The following is a 15,289-nucleotide window of genomic DNA, read 5'->3' as shown; positions in this document are numbered from 1 at the left end:
GCGCCGCGGCGCCGCCCTGTTGTCCGTCGCCGACATCAGTGAGCGGTGCGAGCTCCAGGAGCGGCTGCGCCATCTACAGATGCACGACCCGGTCACCAGGCTGCCCAACCGGTCCCTGTTCTTCGAGCGGCTGTCCGCCGCGCTCGCCGAGTCCACCACCGGCCGGATCGGGTTGTGCTACCTGGACCTGGACGGTTTCAAGGCCGTCAACGACACCCTTGGGCACCGGGTGGGCGACCGGCTTCTGGACGCGGTCGCCGACCGGCTGCGCCGGTGCGCCGAACCGGGCGGGCACCTGGTGGCGCGGCTGGGCGGCGACGAGTTCGCCCTGCTCGCCGATGCCTCCACCGGCACCCAGCCGCTGACCGAGCTGGCCGAACAGGTACTCGCGTCCCTCCAGCGGCCGTTCGACCTGGCCGGGCAGCGGCTGGCGGTCTCCGCCAGCATCGGGGTGGTGGAGCGGCCCGCCGCCGGGACCACCGCCACGGAGCTGATGCAGGCCGCGGACACCACGCTCTACTGGGCCAAGGCCGACGGCAAGGCCCGCTGGACGCTCTTCGACCCCGAGCGCAACGCCAGCCGCATGACCCGTCAGGCGCTGTCCAGCACGCTGCGCCCGGCGCTGGAGCGCGGCGAGTTCACGCTGGAGTACCAGCCGATCGTCTCCCTGCACGACGAGACGCTCACCGGGGTGGAGGCGCTGGTGCGCTGGCGGCACCCGCGGCTGGGCACGCTCGCCCCCAACCGGTTCATCGGGCTGGCCGAGGAGAACGGCGCCATCGTGCCCCTGGGCCGCTGGATCCTGGCCGAGTCGTGCCGCCAGGCCCGCCGCTGGCAGCTGGAGCGGCCCGGCCGGCCACTGTACGTCAGCGTCAACGTGGCCGTACGGCAGGTGTGGGACTCGGATCTGGTGACCGATGTCGCGGCGATCCTGGAGGAGACGGGGCTGCCACCGGGGCTGCTCCAGCTGGAGCTGACCGAGTCGGCGGTGATGGGCTCGGCCGGACGGCCGCTGAAGGCGCTCCAGGCGCTGTCCGACATGGAGGTGCGCATCGCGATCGACGACTTCGGCACCGGCTACTCCAACCTGGCCTACCTCAGCAGGCTCCCGGTGCGCGGGCTGAAGCTGGACGGAACGTTCGTCCGCGGCTTCCGCACCGCCCCCTGTCTCAACCCGGCCGACGAGACGATCGTCACCTCACTGGTCCAGCTCGCCCACAACCTCGGGCTGACGGTCACCGCCGAGTGCGTCGAGGGACCGGCCCAGGCCGAGCGGCTGCGGCGGATCGGCTGCGACACCGGCCAGGGCTGGCACTACTCCAAACCGGTGTCGGCCGACCGGATCAGTCAGCTGCTGGCGGCGGACGGCAGTCCGTAGGCGTCGGCGATCAGCCCGTAGCTGCGCAGCCGTGCCGGCGCCCCGTGCGACTGGGAGGTGACCATCAGCTCGTCGGCCCCGGTGCGCCCGGCCAGCGCGTCGAGACCGTCGCGCACCTGCCCGGGCGTGCCGTACACCACGTTGGCCAGCCAGCCGCGCACGAAGTCGCGCTCCAGCTCGCCCATGCCCCGCTCGTACTCCTCGGCCTCCTCGGGAGTGGGCACCAGTCCGGGGCGCCCGGTGCGCAGCCGCAGCATGGCCAGCGCGCCGGTCATCACCTGGCGGTGCGCCTCCTTCTCCTCATCCGCGGCCAGGGCCGAGACGCCGATCAGGGCGTAGGGCTCGTCCAGCACCTCCGAGGGGCGGAAGGAGGAGCGGTACAGCTCCAGGGCGGGGAGGGTGTTCGCCGCCGAGAAGTGGTGGGCGAAGGCGAAGGGCAGCCCCAGGCCGCCGGCGAGCTGCGCGCTGAAGCCGGAGGAGCCCAGCAGCCACACCGGTGGCCGGTTCGCCGACCGCGCCCCGCCGGGCACGCCCCCCTGGACGGGGCCGGGGACGGCGTGGACACGGGCGTAGGGGTGGCCGCCGGGGAAGTCGTCGTCCAGGAACCTGATCAGCTCGGCGAGCTGCCGCGGGAAGTCGTCGGCCGCCTCGTGCGGCCGGTCGGTGCGGCGCAGCGCGGCGGCCGTCGCCCCGTCGGTGCCGGGGGCGCGGCCCAGGCCCAGGTCGACGCGGCCGGGGGCGAGTGCCTCCAGGGTGCCGAACTGCTCGGCGATCACCAGAGGCGCGTGGTTGGGCAGCATCACGCCGCCTGAGCCCAGGCGTATGGAGGCGGTGTGGGCCGCCAGGTGGGCCAGGATGACGGCGGGGGAGGAGCTGGCCACCCCGGGCATGGAGTGGTGCTCGGCGACCCACAGCCGGTGGTAGCCCCGGCTCTCGGCCAGCCTCGCGATCTCCACGGAGGTGCGCAGGGCGTCGGTCGCGGTGTGGCCGGCACCGACGGTGGCCAGGTCGAGCACGGACAGCGGGACGGGGGCGGTGCCGTGCGCCGTGCCCCTGACCGGGTCGCCGCCGTGTCCGCCCGGCCGTCCGCCGTCCGTCGCCTCTGCCGCGTCCTTCACCGGGTCCATCGCGGGCTGCCTCCTCGTGGTGCGTGCGGCGCGGGATGTCCCGCGCCGCAAGAGCACAGCCCGTACGGCCCACCCGTTATTCCCGCAGGAGCAGCGGCTCCGCGAGCGACCGGCCGTCGAACAGCGCTCCCAGCGCCGGGCAGGAAACCGTGCGGTCCAGCAGGCGCAGCCCCTCCCAGACGGTGACCTGGTTGGCGGTGAGCACCGGTTTGCCCAGGGCCGCCTCCAGCTCGGGGAGCCAGGCGGCGGTGTGCAGGGCGGTGTCGGGCAGCAGCACGGCCTGGGCGTCCGGGTGGTCGCCCGCACGGGCCAGCGCGAGCACCTCCTCGCGTCCCCAGGTGCCGACCTCGGCGGCGGTCACGATCCCCGCGCCGCGTACCGACACCACCTCGGCGCCCGCCGCCCTGAGGAAGGCCCTGAAGTGCTCGGCCACGTCCTCTGGATAGGTGGCGGCCACGGCGACCCGCTCGGCCCCCAGAGCCTGTACGGCGTGAGCGAAGGCGAAGGACGTGCTGGAGGCGGGTAGGGCCGCGGCCGAGGACAGCTCACGCACCTGCTCGTGCGCCCCGTCCCAGCCGAAGACGAAACTGGCGCTGGTGCACGCCCACACCACCGCCCGCGCGCCCTGCTCGCGCAGGCGGCCGACTCCGGCGGACAGGCGGGCGGTGGAGCCCATCTCCAGCAGTGCGTCCACGCGGTGCGCGTCCTCGCCGATGTCGGTGTGGACCAGCGGCAGCCGGACGGAGGCCGCGGAGTCGCCGATGACCGCCTCCAGCCGGGGGTACTCGTCCTCGGCGGAGTGGCCGGGGTAGAGGAAGCCGACGACATCCGCAGTCCACCCCGCCCGTTCCGCCGGCCGCGTCCGGTCCGCCTCTTCCGTCCGCGCCGTCCCGTCCGTCCTGTCCATCCGGTCCTCCTCGGTCTCCTGCTCGGTCTCTTCCCCGGTGGTGGTGTCGTCCCCGCGGCGGCGCGGCGCGGGGTCACAGGGGCGGCAGTCCGCCCGGGTCATCCGGAAAGGGCGGCGGCTCCGCGCCCTCGACCGCCTCCGGTTCGGCCCCGGTCACCGCGGGCTCCGGCTCGCGCTCCGCGGCCGGACCGGGCAATTCCGCGGAACTTCCCAACCCCGTTGCGCCGTCCGGGTGTGCGGGCGGCTGCGACGGCAGGGACGACATGGACGCGGGACCGCGCCGGGCCACGGGGTCGAGCAGCGCCTGGTAGGGGCCGACCGCCTCCTTGCCGATGCGGCGCAGCGCCGACCAGACGGTGACCTGGTTGGCGGAGAGCACCGGCATCCGCAGCTCCGCCTCCAGCTGCGGGATCACGTCGTAGGTCGGCAGGTTGGTGCAGCTGATGAACAGTGCGTCGGGCGCGTCCGCCACCGCCTCGCGGGCCATGTCCACCACGTCCCGGTACGGAACCCGCCAGATCTCCCGCGTCAGTCCCAGGTAGCTGCGGCCGGTGACCTCGGCCCCGGCCTCGCCCAGGAATGCCTCCAGGGAGTCGGTCACCGACCTGGTGTACGGGGTGACGACGGCGACCCGCCGCGCGCCGAGTTCCTCCAGCGCCTCCAGCAGGGCGCCCGAGGTGGTGAGGGAGGGGATCTCTCCGGAGATCTCCATGGCCGCGCACATGGCCCTCTCCCCGGCCGTGCCGCCCACGAAGGAGCCGGACGTGCAGGCGTACGCCACCACCTCCGGTGCCACCGCGCACAACGCCTGGACGGCCTCCCGCAGCGTCTCGTGCTCGCTGACGAGCCGTGCCAGGTCCAGGCTCACCTCGACGGGGACGAACGGAGTGCGGGTCAGGTGGAGGGAGACGTCGTCGGGGATCCACCGCCACAGTTCGCGGTCGAGTGCGAAATCGAAGGGGGCGACGACACCGACTCCGCGCTGCGGATGCGGACCGCCGAGGAACGAGACATCCATGAGCACCCCTTGAAGAGGGTAGGGGCGGCCAAGGGCCGTTGACGGGAGGAGAAACACCGGCGCAGGAGAGCCGGGACGCCGGAACAGATGCCTTCGTTGACGAAGGTAGTTACAGGTCCCTACCGTGGTCAATCCTTCCGTCCGTCCGTGCGTCTGTGCGGTGCCACGGCTCTCTTCCGCCGGGCCCCAATACTTCTCGGTTCTCGTTGCCCCCTCGTTGCGAAACGGTTTTCCGCCCATGTCAGAAACGACTGTTCCAGCCGGTGTCCCCGTTCTCGGCGTTCTCGGCGTTCTCGGCGTTCTCGGCGTTCTCGACGCTCCGGGCGTTCCCGGCGGCGACCCGCCGAATCTGGAGCGCCTGTCGGGGCGCGCCCGGGTGGAGTACGCCGACGAGGACTCCCTGGCCGACCTGCTGCCGGCCGTGGACGCCCTGCTGGTCTGGGATTTCACCTCCGACGCCGTGCGCCGCGCCTGGCCCGGGCCGGGCCCTCGGCCTGGCTGGGTGCACACCGCGAGCGCCGGGGTCGACCGGCTGCTGAGCTGTCCGGAACTGGTCGGTTCGGAAACGGTGATCACCAATGCGCGAGGGGTCTTCGACCAGCCCATCGCCGAATACGTGACAGGTCTCGTCCTGGCTTTGGCCAAGGATTTCCACGGAAGTTTGGAATTGCAGCGGCAGCGGCGCTGGCGGCACCGGGAGACAATGCGACTGGCCGGAACTCACGCGATCGTCGTAGGTTCGGGTCCCATCGGCCGGGCGATCGGCCGCACGCTCATGGCACTGGGTGTCAGAGTGGAACTCGTGGGGCGCCGGGAACGGTCCGGTGATCCGGAATTCGGGCGAATTCACTCCAGTGGAACGCTCGACGCCCTCCTCCCCCGCGCCGACTGGGTCGTGTGCGCGGCGCCCCTGACCGAGTCGACCACCGGGATGTTCGACGCCGCCGCCTTCGCCCGGATGAAGCCGACGGCCCGTTTCGTCAACGTCGGCCGCGGGGCCCATGTGGTTCAGGAGGACCTGGTCGAGGCGCTGCTCTCGCACCGGATCGCGGCGGCGGCGCTGGACGTCTTCGCCGACGAGCCGCTGCCCCCCGGCAGCCCGCTGTGGGACGTCCCCGGTCTGCTGGTCTCACCGCACATGAGCGGCGACACCGTCGGCTGGCGCGACGACCTCGCCCGGCAGTTCTGCGACAACTTCGACCGTTGGGCGGCGGGCGAGCCCCTGTTCAACGTCGTGGACAAGAAACTCGGTTACGTACCGGACAGGAGTGCGCCATGACCGGCATCACCGACCCGGCCGGCCCCGTCGGCATGACCCACCCGAACGGTCCCGCGGATTCCGGCGGTGGAGTGGACCCGAGCGGCCTCACGGACCTGACCGCCGCCCGGCTGGTCGAGGGCTACGCCCGCGGGGAGTTCACCCCCGTGGAGGTGGTCCGCGCCGTGCTGGAACGGTCCGAGCGGATCCAGCCGGCGGTGAACGCGTTCGTCCGGATCGACGCCGAGACGGCACTGGAGCAGGCCCGGGAGTCCGCCGACCGGTGGCGGCGCGGGGAGCCGGCCGGCCTGCTGGACGGGGTGCCGGTCTCGGTGAAGGACATCCTGCTGCTGCGCGGCGGCCCGACGCTGCGCGGCTCGTGGACGGTCTCCGCGGACGGCCCCTGGGACGAGGACGCCCCCTCGGTGGCGCGGCTGCGCGAGCACGGGGCGGTGTTCACGGGCAGGACGACGACACCGGAGTTCGGCTGGAAGGGTGTCACCGACAGCCCGCGGCACGGCGCGACGGGGAACCCGTACGCCCCCGGGCGCACCGCGGGCGGCTCCAGTGGTGGCAGCGCGGCCGCGGTGGCGCTGGGGGCCGGGCCGCTGAGCCTGGGCACCGACGGCGGTGGCTCGGTGCGCATCCCCGCCTCCTTCTGCGGGATCTTCGCGCTGAAGCCGACGTACGGGCGGGTGCCGCTGTACCCGGCCAGCGCCTACGGGACGCTCGCGCACGTCGGCCCGATGACCCGCGACGCGCGGGACGCGGCGCTGCTGATGGACGTGATCACCGGCCCGGACGCCCGCGACTGGTCGCAGCTGGGTCCGGTGCCGGGCAGTTTCCGCGACGGCCTGGCAGGCGGGGTCGCCGGCCTTCGGGTGGCGTACTCCCCCGGCCTCGGCGGCCGGGTGAAGGTGGAGGCTCGGGTCGCGGCGGCGGTGCGGCGCGCCGTGGAGGCGCTGGAAGGGCTGGGCGCGCGGGTGGAGGAGTGCGACCCGGCTCTGCCCGACTGCCTGGATGCCTTCCACACCCTGTGGTTCAGCGGCGCCGCCCGGGTGACCCAGCATCTGGACCCCGGGCGGCGCGCACTGCTGGACCCGGGCCTGCGGGAGGTGTGTGAAGAGGGCGCGGCCCGCAGCGCGCTGGACTACCTTGCGGCGGTGGACGTGCGGATGTCGATGGGCCGGCTGATGGGCGCCTTCCACACGGAGTACGACCTGCTGGTCACCCCGACGCTGCCGGTCACCGCGTTCGAGCTGGGCGGCGAGGTGCCGCCCGGCTCGCCGTACACACGCTGGACGGGCTGGACGCCGTTCACCTACCCGTTCAACATGACCCAGCAGCCCGCGGCGTCCCTGCCCTGCGGGACGGACGACGGCGGGCTGCCGATCGGGGTGCAGCTGGTGGGCGCGCGGCACGCGGACGCGCTGGTACTGCGCGCCGCGCACGCGCTCTACGAGGCGGGGACCGCCGACGTGCCGCCGCCTCCGGCGCTCGCCTCCGGACCGGTCACCCGGCCCGCCGGAAGCTGAGGCTCTCGCCCAGGGCCCCGGCCCGCCACAGGTCCTGGCATGCCTCGGCCATCCGGTCCAGCCCGTCCACCACCGCCCCCCACACGATCCCGGGGACCCAGCCGGCGTCGCCGTTGATCAGCAGGTTGTTGCGCTCGTAGAACAGGGCCAGGTCCACCACGGTCGCCCTGCCCCGGTGCCCCGCCTCCGCCTCGTACCCGTAGGAGGAGGTACCGAGCTGGACGTCGGTGAAGGTGAAGTAGCACAGGTCGCCGGGGATGGGCGTGATGGTGGGGTTCTCCAGCGGCGGTTCCTCCGGCGCGAACGCCGGCAGGAGTGTGTAGATCTCGTTGCGCGCGTACTTGGCGTGGTAGACGTCACCTCCCAGCGGGAGGGCGTTCCACACCGCGTCGCAGGTGACGGGCGCGCGGTCGTCGAGCAGTCTCGCCGTGCAGCTCACCCCCCTCTTGTCGAGTGACACTTCGATGAAGCGGTCCGCCATTTCGGCTCCTGTCCGTCGGTTTCCCTCCCAATACTGACGCAACGATCCGGCTCGGCCGTCAATACCGCAACGGCCGCATCAAGGGCTGGAAACGGTGGGCATATTTTCCTTTGATCAGGGTAGTGGCGCGCCCATGGCTCCACCACAAGGGAACGAGACAGGAAAAACAGGCATCGGAGAAAGTCCCGGTAACCGGACGAGACCCGTCCGGGGGATAAGCCGCCGCGCGATACTGGCGGGCCTGGGCGCGCTGGGCGCGGCGGGCACGATCGGCGTGGCCGGATGCAGCCGGGTGCCCGACGCGGGAGAGGCCGGCGAGGGCAATCTGCTGGAACGCATCCGCGCCCAGAACACCGTACGGGTGGGCATCGCCGGTGAGGTCCCCTACGGATACATCAACGACCAGGGCGAGTTGACCGGCGAGGCGCCGGAGATCGCGAAGGTCATCTTCAATCGGCTGGGAGTGGAGAACGTCGTCCCCGTTCCGACGGAGTTCGGTTCGCTGATTCCGGGACTCCGCTCGCAGCAGTTCGATGTGGTCTCCGCGGGCATGTACATCAATCCCCAGCGTTGCGAACAGGTGATCTTCGCCGATCCCGAGTACGTGATGCTCGACGCGTTCATCGTCCCCAAGGGCAACCCGAAGGGACTGAACAACTACGAGGACATCGTCCGGACGGGCGCCAGGATGGCGACCGGCACCGCGTACGCCGAGATCGACTACGCGGTCGCGGCCGGCGTGCCCCGCGACGAGATGCTGATCCTGCCCGACCAGGTCGCCGGACTGGCGGCCGTCGAGCAGGGCCGCGCCGACGTCTTCGCCGGCACCTCGCTGACCGTCCGCCAGGTGACGGAGGGCAGCAACCGGGCCGAGGCCACCGAGCCCTTCCAGCCCATGGTGGACGGCGAGCCGGCGATCGGCGCGGGCGGCTTCGCCTTCCGGCCGAGCGCCACCGTACTGCGCGACGCGTTCAACCGGGAGCTGAGCAAGCTCAAGGAGAGCGGTGAGCTGCTGGAGATCATGCGGCCCTTCGGTTTCTCCGAGGACGAGATGACCGACCTGACCGCGAAGGAGCTGTGCGCATCATGACCTGGGGCCTGTGGGAGTCCTACATGCTGCCCGGCATCTGGATCACCATCCAGGTGACGGTGTACAGCGCCGCGCTGGCCGCGGCCGTCTCCTTCGTCGTCGGAGTCCTGCGGACCTCCCCGCTGTGGATCGTCCGCTTCCTGTCCGGCACCTACTTCGAGATCTTCCGCGGAGCCTCGGCGCTGGTGTTCATGTTCTGGCTCTTCTTCGCGCTGCCGATCGCCTTCGGGTGGCAGCTCGTCCCCATGTGGGCGGGCGTACTGGCGCTGGGCCTGACCTACGGCGCGTACGGTTCGGAGGTCGTACGCGGCGCGCTGGCCGCGGTCTCCCCGGCCCAGCGGGAGGCGGGGATCGCGCTGAGCTTCACCCGTACACAGCGGCTGCGGCGCATCGAACTGCCGCAGGCGTGGCCGGAGATGGTCCCGCCCTTCAACAACCTCGCCATCGAGTTGCTGAAGGGCACCGCGCTGGTCTCGGTCATCAGCGTGGCCGACATGACCTTCGCGGCGAACCTGATCCGCTTCACCACCAACGAGAGCGCGCCGATCTACACGCTCCTGCTGGTCATGTACTTCGTGCTCGCCTTCCTCATCACCCGCGCCATGCGGCTGGTGGAGCGGAAGGCCAAGGCCGGGATCGGGCAGGCGCCGCCGCCGGGCGACGGACTGCTGGGCGGCCTGCGCCGCCGGACGAAGGCCGCCGACCCCGTCACCGGGACGGCCGCCGCGGGCACCCCGGGGGGTAACCGGTGAACTGGAACTGGAACGTCGTCGAGGACTTCATGCCGCGCTTCTGGGACGGGGTGCTCGTCACCCTTCAGGCGCTGGTGCTGGGGTCCCTGCTGGCCTTCACCCTCGGTCTGGTGTGGGCCATCGCGCAGCGCTCCTCCAGGGCGTGGGTCCGGACGCCGGTGACCGCGGTCACCGAGTTCATCCGCAACACCCCGCTGCTGGTGCAGCTGTTCTTCCTCTTCTACGTGGTGCCCGAGTGGGGGCCGGCCATGTCCCCGCTGATGACGGGTGTGATCGGCCTCGGCCTGCACTACTCGACCTACACCGCCGAGGTCTACCGGGCCGGCATCGACGGTGTGCCCAAGGGGCAGTGGGAGGCGGCCACCGCGCTCAGCCTGCCACCGGTGCGCACCTGGACGGCTGTGATCCTGCCGCAGGCGATCCGCCGCGTGGTGCCCGCGTTGGGCAACTACGTCATCGCCATGCTGAAGGACTCGCCGCTGATCGCGATCATCGGCGCCTTCGAGATGCTCGGCGAGGCGCGTGCCTACGGCTCCGAGACCTTCCGGTTCCTGGAGCCGATCACCGTCGTCGGCATCGCCTTCATCCTCATCGCCTACCCGGCTTCCCTCCTCATCCGAGCCCTGGAGCGTCGTCTTGTCCGCTGACACCCCGCGTGAGAACGCCACCACGAGCACTGCCGCGGACGGCCGCGAACTGATCCGCTTCGACAAGGTGACCAAGCGCTTCGGCGATCACGTCGTCCTGGACCAGCTGGAGTTCAGCGTCTCCGCCGGAAAGCACGTCACCCTCATCGGCCCCTCCGGATCGGGCAAGACCACGATCCTGCGGCTGCTGATGACCCTGCTCAGGCCCGACGAGGGCACCATCGCCGTGGACGGCGACTACCTCACCCACGAGGAGAAGGGCGGCAGGCTCGTCCCCGCGGGCGAGAAGCACGTCCGCGATGTGCGCAAGAAGATCGGCATGGTCTTCCAGCAGTTCAACCTCTTCCCCAACATGAAGGTGCTGCGCAACATCACCGAGGCACCCGTCCACGTGCTGGGCATGGGCAAGGACGAGGCCGAGCAGCGGGCGCGCGAGCTGCTGGAGATGGTGGGGCTGACCGAGCACATCGACAAGTACCCCACCCAGCTCTCCGGCGGCCAGCAGCAGCGCGTGGCCATCGCCCGCGCGCTGGCCATGCGGCCGAAGGTGCTGCTGCTGGACGAGGTCACCTCCGCCCTCGACCCGGAGCTGGTCGCCGGGGTGCTGGACGTCCTGCGGGACATCGCGCACACCACCGACATCACCATGCTGGTGGTCACCCACGAGATGAACTTCGCCCGCGACATCTCCGACGACGTGCTGATGTTCAACGAGGGCAAGGTGATCGAGTCCGGCTCGCCGGAGAAGATCTTCAACGACCCCGACCACGAGCGCACCAGGGAGTTCCTGAGCGCGATCCTCTGAGGCGCGCCGCAGCGCCCGGCCTCCCGCCCGCCTTCGAACGTGTCCCGGAGCGCGGGTGGGGCCGGTCTTCGGGTGCGGGACGGCATACGGCCGCCGGCCGCCCCGCACCCGAAGACCCGGTGACCGCGGGTTCGGCCGCCGGCGCCCCGGGGCGTGTCTGCCGGAGCGGCAGACCCACCGGCTGTCCCGGACTGCCGAGGCAGCCGAGCGAGCAGACGGCCGGGGCGCTCCCCCCACCGCGCGGCCTCGGGAATCAGCGGTTGACACCGGTTGCCGTTCCGGTGTTCCCCAGCCCCGAAACGTGATCACCCCGGGGGCTCTCGCGGAACTCTCACGGATCCGGGAAGGCGCTTGGTCCTGATCGCCGGGCCTTGGGCGACATGGGGACTGTTGGTACGGAGTTCGGCGAACAGCCGGACTCCCGGTGATCTCGGGCAGGTGTCACGGGCTTGCGGCCCCAGGCTGTGACCATCGCGAAGAAGAGCTCGCGGGCCAGGGGCCGGCCCAGGTGCTCCAGGGCGGCGTCGAAGACCTCGGGCCGCAGGCCGCCGGCCAGGAGGTTGTCCCGAGACTGGCGCAGGGTCAGGTCGAGAAATCGGCTGAAGCCCGCGTCGAGTCCCACCACGGGCAGATGCATGTCCGTGCCGATCTCAACCAGACCGATGTCGGTGAGGGCCTGCGGATACCGAGCCGCGTAGTGGCGGTCGGTGCCTATGGTGTTCGCCAGCATCCGCCAGAGGGACCGGACGGTCTGCCTGTAAGGGGCGTGCGGGGAGGTCTCGCCGCCCACAGCGAGGGAATCGGAGAGCACGAGGGATCCGCCGGGCTTGACCCAGGAGGCCAGACGGGGCAGAAGTTCGTCACGCCGGCGCAGGTGCATCAGCACGAACCTGGCGTGGACCAGGTCGAACCGGCCCGGATCGAAGGCGGGGTCGGTGATATCGGCCTCGACGATCTCCAGGCCCTTCGCGGGCAGACGACGCAGGAAGCGAACGTCCCGGTCCACGGCGCACACCCGCCCCGGCCCGGTGGCCATACCGGCCAGCCAGGAGCTGAGTGTCCCCGTACCCGCTCCGACGTCCAGGCACTCCCAGGTGCTGTCCAGCCCAAGGGACAGCAGAACGGATCGGCTGGCCGGGTCGAAGGTCTCGGCCAACCCGCTCAGCCGGTCGTCCTCACGCGAGCGGTCAGAGGCGAACAGCACATCGCCATAGCGTTCCTCGCGGGATACCGCAGCGGACATGGTCACCCTCCCGTTCGGACGATTTCCGGGCGCGGTCAACGACATACCCCGTCCGTCACGGACAAGGTATCTCTCGGCACCTCCCGGGACCACGCCCACGGCAGCCCCTTCGCCCCTCGTCGTCCTCGTCCGGGCCACCCGCGAGTCGAAGGCTCACGACGGAGTGCGGCCGCCGGGAAGCCGGGCGGAGGCGCTCCGCCGGGCGCGTGGTCGGGAGCACCGCGGGGAGCGGGTAGTATGTCCGTCGACAGCGTGCTCCGCCGGATCTCCACGAGGTCTCCGGGGTCGCTGCCCGCAGGCGCCGCTAGCTCAGTTGGTTAGAGCAGCTGACTCTTAATCAGCGGGTCCGGGGTTCGAGTCCCTGGCGGCGTACGGAAGACGCAGGGCCCCTCGCACCGCGCGAGGGGCCCTGCGTCTCATTCACGTCCCGACCAGCGGAACGACAGCCTCACGCACGCCGCCCCCTTCGACGCCTCCACGAGTTCGGCGTTGGGCATGTCGTTGGACCGGACCCACTCCCGGGCCTCCTCGACGGTGCGGCCTCCGGCCAGCTGCCGCTCCACCAGTCTGCGGCGGAGTTCGTCCGAAGACGCCTCCACGTACCACAGCTCGTCGATCGGCCCCCTCGCCTCCGGCCAGCCGGGCAGGTCGCAGGCCAGGTAGTTCCCCTCCGTCACCACCAGCCGGGCCCCGGGACGCACCACATGGCGGGCCGCCACCGGCTCGTCCAGCGTCCGGTCGAAGTCGGGCACGTAGACGTCGTGGTCCGGTCCGAGGACCAGGCGCCGCAGCAGGGCGGCGTACCCGTGGACGTCGAAGGTGGGCGGCGAGCCCTTGCGGGCGGCCAGGCCCAGCCGGTCCAGCTGGGCGTTGGACAGGTGGAATCCGTCCAGCGGGACATACGCCGCCGCGTCCGCCCCGTGCCGCCCGCGCAGGCCCTCCACCAGGGCCTCGGCCAGGGTGGACTTGCCCGAGCCGGGCGGCCCCGCCAGGCCGAGCACGGCCCGCCCGCCCTCCGCGCGGGCCGCCGACCGCCATGCCCGATCCATCAGCTCACCGGTTCGCATGGCCGGAAACCTATCCCCGAGGGTCCGCCCCCGGCGTGGCGGGCCGAAACGGAGCACTCCACGGTGTCGGGTATGCTGGTTTCCGCAGTTCGGCACCGGTCGGCGCATACCGCGCGGATCGCCGGCCCTGCGGGCGCCGCTAGCTCAGTTGGTTAGAGCAGCTGACTCTTAATCAGCGGGTCCGGGGTTCGAGTCCCTGGCGGCGTACCTCTTCGATCCGGGCCCCATCGCCCTCCGCGGTGGGGCCCGGACGCGTTCCCCGGCACGTTCTCCGCGCGTTCCTCCGGGAGCCGCGCCCGCTCCTCAGTCGATGCTCCGGCAGATGTGCGGCTCGCACTCGTCGTCGTCCCCGGCGAGGCGCAGCGGCGGGGGCGGTGAGGCCGGCAGTTCGTCGAGGGCCCGTGTCACGGTGGGCGGGTCGTCGGCGTCCGGTTCAGCTGTTTCATACATGGCTCGGCGGCAGCCTTCCGTGTCCTGGGGATCTCGGCACCCGAGTACCGCGTCTCCCCTGTCCTCAATCCCGGGCGGGCGGTGGGCGCGACCGGTTCCGGCCGGAGTTTCACCCCGGTGACGACAACGACCGGGGCGGGCGGCGGCCCCCGCGGGCCGCTCCGGTCCGCGGGGGCCGTTCAGCCCGCCCGGTCCGCGCCGCCGGCCCGGGCGGCCTCCGCCCCGGCGGAGGAGCGGACTCCCGTCAGGTGCGCCGAGACCACCAGGTTGGCCGTGTAGGTGCCACTGGCCCGGTCGAAGGCGCCGGCGCAGGTGATCAGGCGGAGCTCGGCGCGTCCGGGGCGGCGGGCGCCGTAGACCTCGCGCGGGTCGAAGTCGGCCCGCTCCGCGATCGCGATGTCCTCGACGGTGAACTCGGCGGTCCTGCCGTCGTCGCGTGTGACGTGTATCCGGTCCCCGGGGCGCACCGAGGGCAGACGGTGGAAGACCGCCCGGCCGGTGTCGGTGTCCAGATGGCCCACCAGCAGCGCCACCCCCTCCGCGCCGGGCGCCGGGCCGTCGGCGTACCAGCCGACGGTGTCGGCGGAGTCCATCGGCGGGGGCTCCACGGCGCCCTCCCGGTCGAGCCCCCGCTCGATGATCCGGGCGTGGACGCCGACGCCGTCGATGTCGATGCGCCGGGGCTCGGCGCCGGGCAGCGGCGCGTGGCCGGCGCCGTCACCCGGCGCCCGGCCGGACGCCGGGGCTCCCGCCCGGGCCGGTTCCGGCGGAGGGGCGGCGGCGGGGTCGGTCAACTCCCTTCCCCACAGCCACAGTCCGAGCAGCATCACCGCCCACACCGCTGTCGCCGCCAGCCGGGAGGCGCAGCCCGTACGCGGCTCCCCGCCCGGAACGTCGTCGTACACGGCGGTCGCCGCCGCGGTTCAGCGGTCGCACTCGGAGCGGGACCGGCGGCGCAGCGTCACGGCCCGCCAGAGGGCGACCAGGGTGGCGGCGCCCGCCAGCCCGGCGCCCAGGGCGGTGTGGAGGGCGCTCGGTCCGGCTTCCGCGCCCTCGTCGCCGGCCGCTTCCGCGGTGCCTCCGCCGCCGGCCGGCACGGGTGCGACCGGGCTCACGGCCGGGTCGGTGGCGTGGTGCGAAGGGCCTCCGGAGGCCGGGCCGGCCCCGGAGGGGCGCACGGCCACTTGGCCGGTGGCCCTCACACCCGTGCACTCCACCGTGATCCGGTACTCCCCGGGCTCGGCGTCCGAGCGGATGACCGCCTCGCCGCGCAGACCGCCGCCGTCGGCGCCGGGCGCCAGCAGCGCGTCGGCGACGAACGCCTCGGAGCGGGCGGTGGCGACGGTGCCCCCGCAGGAAACGGCCCACAGTTCGACCTCGGCGCCGGGGCGGACCTTCGCGGGGCTCACCCGTACCGACACCTCCGGCGAGCCGGAGTCCGCCGTGCCGGGCGCGGGGCCAGACAATCGCGTGCGGTGACCAGGTGGATGGTGCCGCGCATCAGTACCAGGCGTACCGCCTGACGCTGTCT

At 72.4% G+C, this 15,289-nt stretch carries 16 protein-coding genes and 2 tRNA genes; 9 read left to right on the top strand and 9 right to left on the bottom strand.

Translation table 11 applies throughout. The features are described 5' to 3' along the window. The coding region (locus tag LJ221_RS15400; protein WP_241717307.1) for a bifunctional diguanylate cyclase/phosphodiesterase at window positions 1-1,378 on the top strand (1,378 nt) is incomplete at its 5' end. Here the strand turns inward: LJ221_RS15400 and LJ221_RS15395 are convergent. From LJ221_RS15395 to LJ221_RS15385, 3 genes are all read right to left on the bottom strand, one after another. Continuing rightward, a complete protein-coding gene (locus LJ221_RS15395) occupies window positions 1,348-2,505 on the bottom strand; it encodes an LLM class flavin-dependent oxidoreductase (RefSeq protein ID WP_241717306.1) in 1,158 nt (385 codons plus the stop codon). The two genes, LJ221_RS15400 and LJ221_RS15395, sit on opposite strands and share 31 nt — an antisense overlap. A 76-nt stretch (window positions 2,506-2,581) precedes the next feature. Next, window positions 2,582-3,412 carry a decarboxylase gene (locus LJ221_RS15390; RefSeq protein WP_374228466.1) on the bottom strand — a complete coding sequence of 277 codons (831 nt, stop codon included), beginning with the start codon at window positions 3,410-3,412 and terminating at the stop codon, window positions 2,582-2,584. Window positions 3,413-3,485: 73 nt separating this feature from the next. After that, complete coding sequence (locus LJ221_RS15385) at window positions 3,486-4,430, bottom strand: aspartate/glutamate racemase family protein (RefSeq protein ID WP_241717304.1); 945 nt, start codon at window positions 4,428-4,430, stop codon at window positions 3,486-3,488. Between the two features lie 238 nt (window positions 4,431-4,668). On the opposite strand from LJ221_RS15385, the gene LJ221_RS15380 reads away from it, so the two are divergent. Further along, window positions 4,669-5,709 (top strand): D-2-hydroxyacid dehydrogenase, encoded by a 1,041-nt coding sequence (locus LJ221_RS15380; protein WP_241717303.1) that lies wholly within the window; start codon window positions 4,669-4,671, stop codon window positions 5,707-5,709. 32 nt (window positions 5,710-5,741) lie between these two features. Next, on the top strand, window positions 5,742-7,223 hold the full coding sequence (locus LJ221_RS15375; protein WP_241717313.1) for an amidase: 1,482 nt from the start codon (window positions 5,742-5,744) through the stop codon (window positions 7,221-7,223). Here LJ221_RS15375 and LJ221_RS15370 read toward each other — a convergent pair. Then, the gene (locus tag LJ221_RS15370; RefSeq protein WP_241717302.1) at window positions 7,201-7,704 is read right to left on the bottom strand and encodes a DUF3830 family protein; all 504 of its coding nucleotides are present in this window, start codon (window positions 7,702-7,704) and stop codon (window positions 7,201-7,203) included. The genes LJ221_RS15375 and LJ221_RS15370 overlap by 23 nt on opposite strands. Window positions 7,705-7,837: 133 nt before the next feature. On the opposite strand from LJ221_RS15370, the gene ehuB reads away from it, so the two are divergent. The 4 genes from ehuB to ehuA are packed head-to-tail and all read left to right on the top strand — an operon-like array spanning window position 7,838 to window position 10,998. Next, the gene (ehuB, locus tag LJ221_RS15365) at window positions 7,838-8,794 is read left to right on the top strand and encodes an ectoine/hydroxyectoine ABC transporter substrate-binding protein EhuB (RefSeq protein ID WP_374228464.1); all 957 of its coding nucleotides are present in this window, start codon (window positions 7,838-7,840) and stop codon (window positions 8,792-8,794) included. Then, complete coding sequence (gene ehuC, locus LJ221_RS15360; RefSeq protein WP_241717301.1) at window positions 8,791-9,546, top strand: ectoine/hydroxyectoine ABC transporter permease subunit EhuC; 756 nt, start codon at window positions 8,791-8,793, stop codon at window positions 9,544-9,546. The genes ehuB and ehuC overlap by 4 nt, the downstream gene beginning before the upstream one ends. Then, window positions 9,543-10,193: an ectoine/hydroxyectoine ABC transporter permease subunit EhuD gene (gene ehuD, locus LJ221_RS15355; protein WP_241717300.1), complete on the top strand. Its 651-nt coding sequence runs from the start codon at window positions 9,543-9,545 to the stop codon at window positions 10,191-10,193. The genes ehuC and ehuD overlap by 4 nt, the downstream gene beginning before the upstream one ends. Then, window positions 10,183-10,998, top strand: a complete 816-nt coding sequence (gene ehuA, locus LJ221_RS15350) for an ectoine/hydroxyectoine ABC transporter ATP-binding protein EhuA (protein WP_241717299.1) — start codon at window positions 10,183-10,185, stop codon at window positions 10,996-10,998. Before ehuD ends, ehuA begins: the two co-directional genes overlap by 11 nt. A gap of 331 nt (window positions 10,999-11,329) precedes the next feature. Here the strand turns inward: ehuA and LJ221_RS15345 are convergent, their stop codons facing one another. Further along, window positions 11,330-12,241 (bottom strand): class I SAM-dependent methyltransferase, encoded by a 912-nt coding sequence (locus LJ221_RS15345; protein ID WP_241717298.1) that lies wholly within the window; start codon window positions 12,239-12,241, stop codon window positions 11,330-11,332. A 298-nt stretch (window positions 12,242-12,539) separates the two neighbouring features. Here LJ221_RS15345 and LJ221_RS15340 point away from each other — a divergent pair. Beyond that, a tRNA-Lys gene (locus LJ221_RS15340) sits at window positions 12,540-12,613 on the top strand. A 44-nt stretch (window positions 12,614-12,657) separates the two neighbouring features. On the opposite strand, the gene LJ221_RS15335 is transcribed toward LJ221_RS15340, so the two are convergent. Further along, on the bottom strand, window positions 12,658-13,308 hold the full coding sequence (locus LJ221_RS15335) for a nucleoside/nucleotide kinase family protein (protein ID WP_241717297.1): 651 nt from the start codon (window positions 13,306-13,308) through the stop codon (window positions 12,658-12,660). Window positions 13,309-13,441: 133 nt separating this feature from the next. Between LJ221_RS15335 and LJ221_RS15330 the strand changes: the two genes are divergently transcribed. Next, window positions 13,442-13,515: transfer RNA gene (locus tag LJ221_RS15330), tRNA-Lys, on the top strand. A 96-nt stretch (window positions 13,516-13,611) separates the two neighbouring features. Here LJ221_RS15330 and LJ221_RS15325 read toward each other — a convergent pair. From LJ221_RS15325 to LJ221_RS15315, 3 genes are all read right to left on the bottom strand, one after another. Further along, window positions 13,612-13,758 carry a hypothetical protein gene (locus LJ221_RS15325; RefSeq protein ID WP_241717296.1) on the bottom strand — a complete coding sequence of 49 codons (147 nt, stop codon included), beginning with the start codon at window positions 13,756-13,758 and terminating at the stop codon, window positions 13,612-13,614. 179 nt (window positions 13,759-13,937) lie between these two features. Continuing rightward, on the bottom strand, window positions 13,938-14,663 hold the full coding sequence (locus tag LJ221_RS15320) for a class F sortase (RefSeq protein ID WP_241717295.1): 726 nt from the start codon (window positions 14,661-14,663) through the stop codon (window positions 13,938-13,940). Window positions 14,664-14,681: 18 nt separating this feature from the next. Next, complete coding sequence (locus LJ221_RS15315) at window positions 14,682-15,167, bottom strand: hypothetical protein (protein ID WP_241717294.1); 486 nt, start codon at window positions 15,165-15,167, stop codon at window positions 14,682-14,684. Between the last annotated feature and the right edge of the window lie 122 nt (window positions 15,168-15,289).

Origin of the sequence: Streptomyces sp. CNQ085 (genome assembly GCF_022614595.1) — a bacterium.
Lineage (GTDB): Bacteria > Actinomycetota > Actinomycetes > Streptomycetales > Streptomycetaceae > Streptomyces.
The sequence above is the reverse complement of the archived record's forward strand: the minus strand, read 5'-3'. Positions and strand labels throughout refer to the sequence as shown.

Coding starts and splice junctions, on each gene's coding strand:
- LJ221_RS15375 (WP_241717313.1), top strand. CDS start 5,742: ATGACCCACCCGAACGGTCCCGCGGATTCCGGCGGTGGAGTGGACCCG.
- LJ221_RS15370 (WP_241717302.1), bottom strand. CDS start 7,704: ATGGCGGACCGCTTCATCGAAGTGTCACTCGACAAGAGGGGGGTGAGC.
- LJ221_RS15345 (WP_241717298.1), bottom strand. CDS start 12,241: ATGTCCGCTGCGGTATCCCGCGAGGAACGCTATGGCGATGTGCTGTTC.
- LJ221_RS15385 (WP_241717304.1), bottom strand. CDS start 4,430: ATGGATGTCTCGTTCCTCGGCGGTCCGCATCCGCAGCGCGGAGTCGGT.
- LJ221_RS15325 (WP_241717296.1), bottom strand. CDS start 13,758: ATGTATGAAACAGCTGAACCGGACGCCGACGACCCGCCCACCGTGACA.
- LJ221_RS15380 (WP_241717303.1), top strand. CDS start 4,669: ATGTCAGAAACGACTGTTCCAGCCGGTGTCCCCGTTCTCGGCGTTCTC.
- ehuC (WP_241717301.1), top strand. CDS start 8,791: ATGACCTGGGGCCTGTGGGAGTCCTACATGCTGCCCGGCATCTGGATC.
- LJ221_RS15390 (WP_374228466.1), bottom strand. CDS start 3,412: ATGGACAGGACGGACGGGACGGCGCGGACGGAAGAGGCGGACCGGACG.
- LJ221_RS15335 (WP_241717297.1), bottom strand. CDS start 13,308: ATGCGAACCGGTGAGCTGATGGATCGGGCATGGCGGTCGGCGGCCCGC.
- ehuB (WP_374228464.1), top strand. CDS start 7,838: ATGGCTCCACCACAAGGGAACGAGACAGGAAAAACAGGCATCGGAGAA.
- LJ221_RS15395 (WP_241717306.1), bottom strand. CDS start 2,505: ATGGACCCGGTGAAGGACGCGGCAGAGGCGACGGACGGCGGACGGCCG.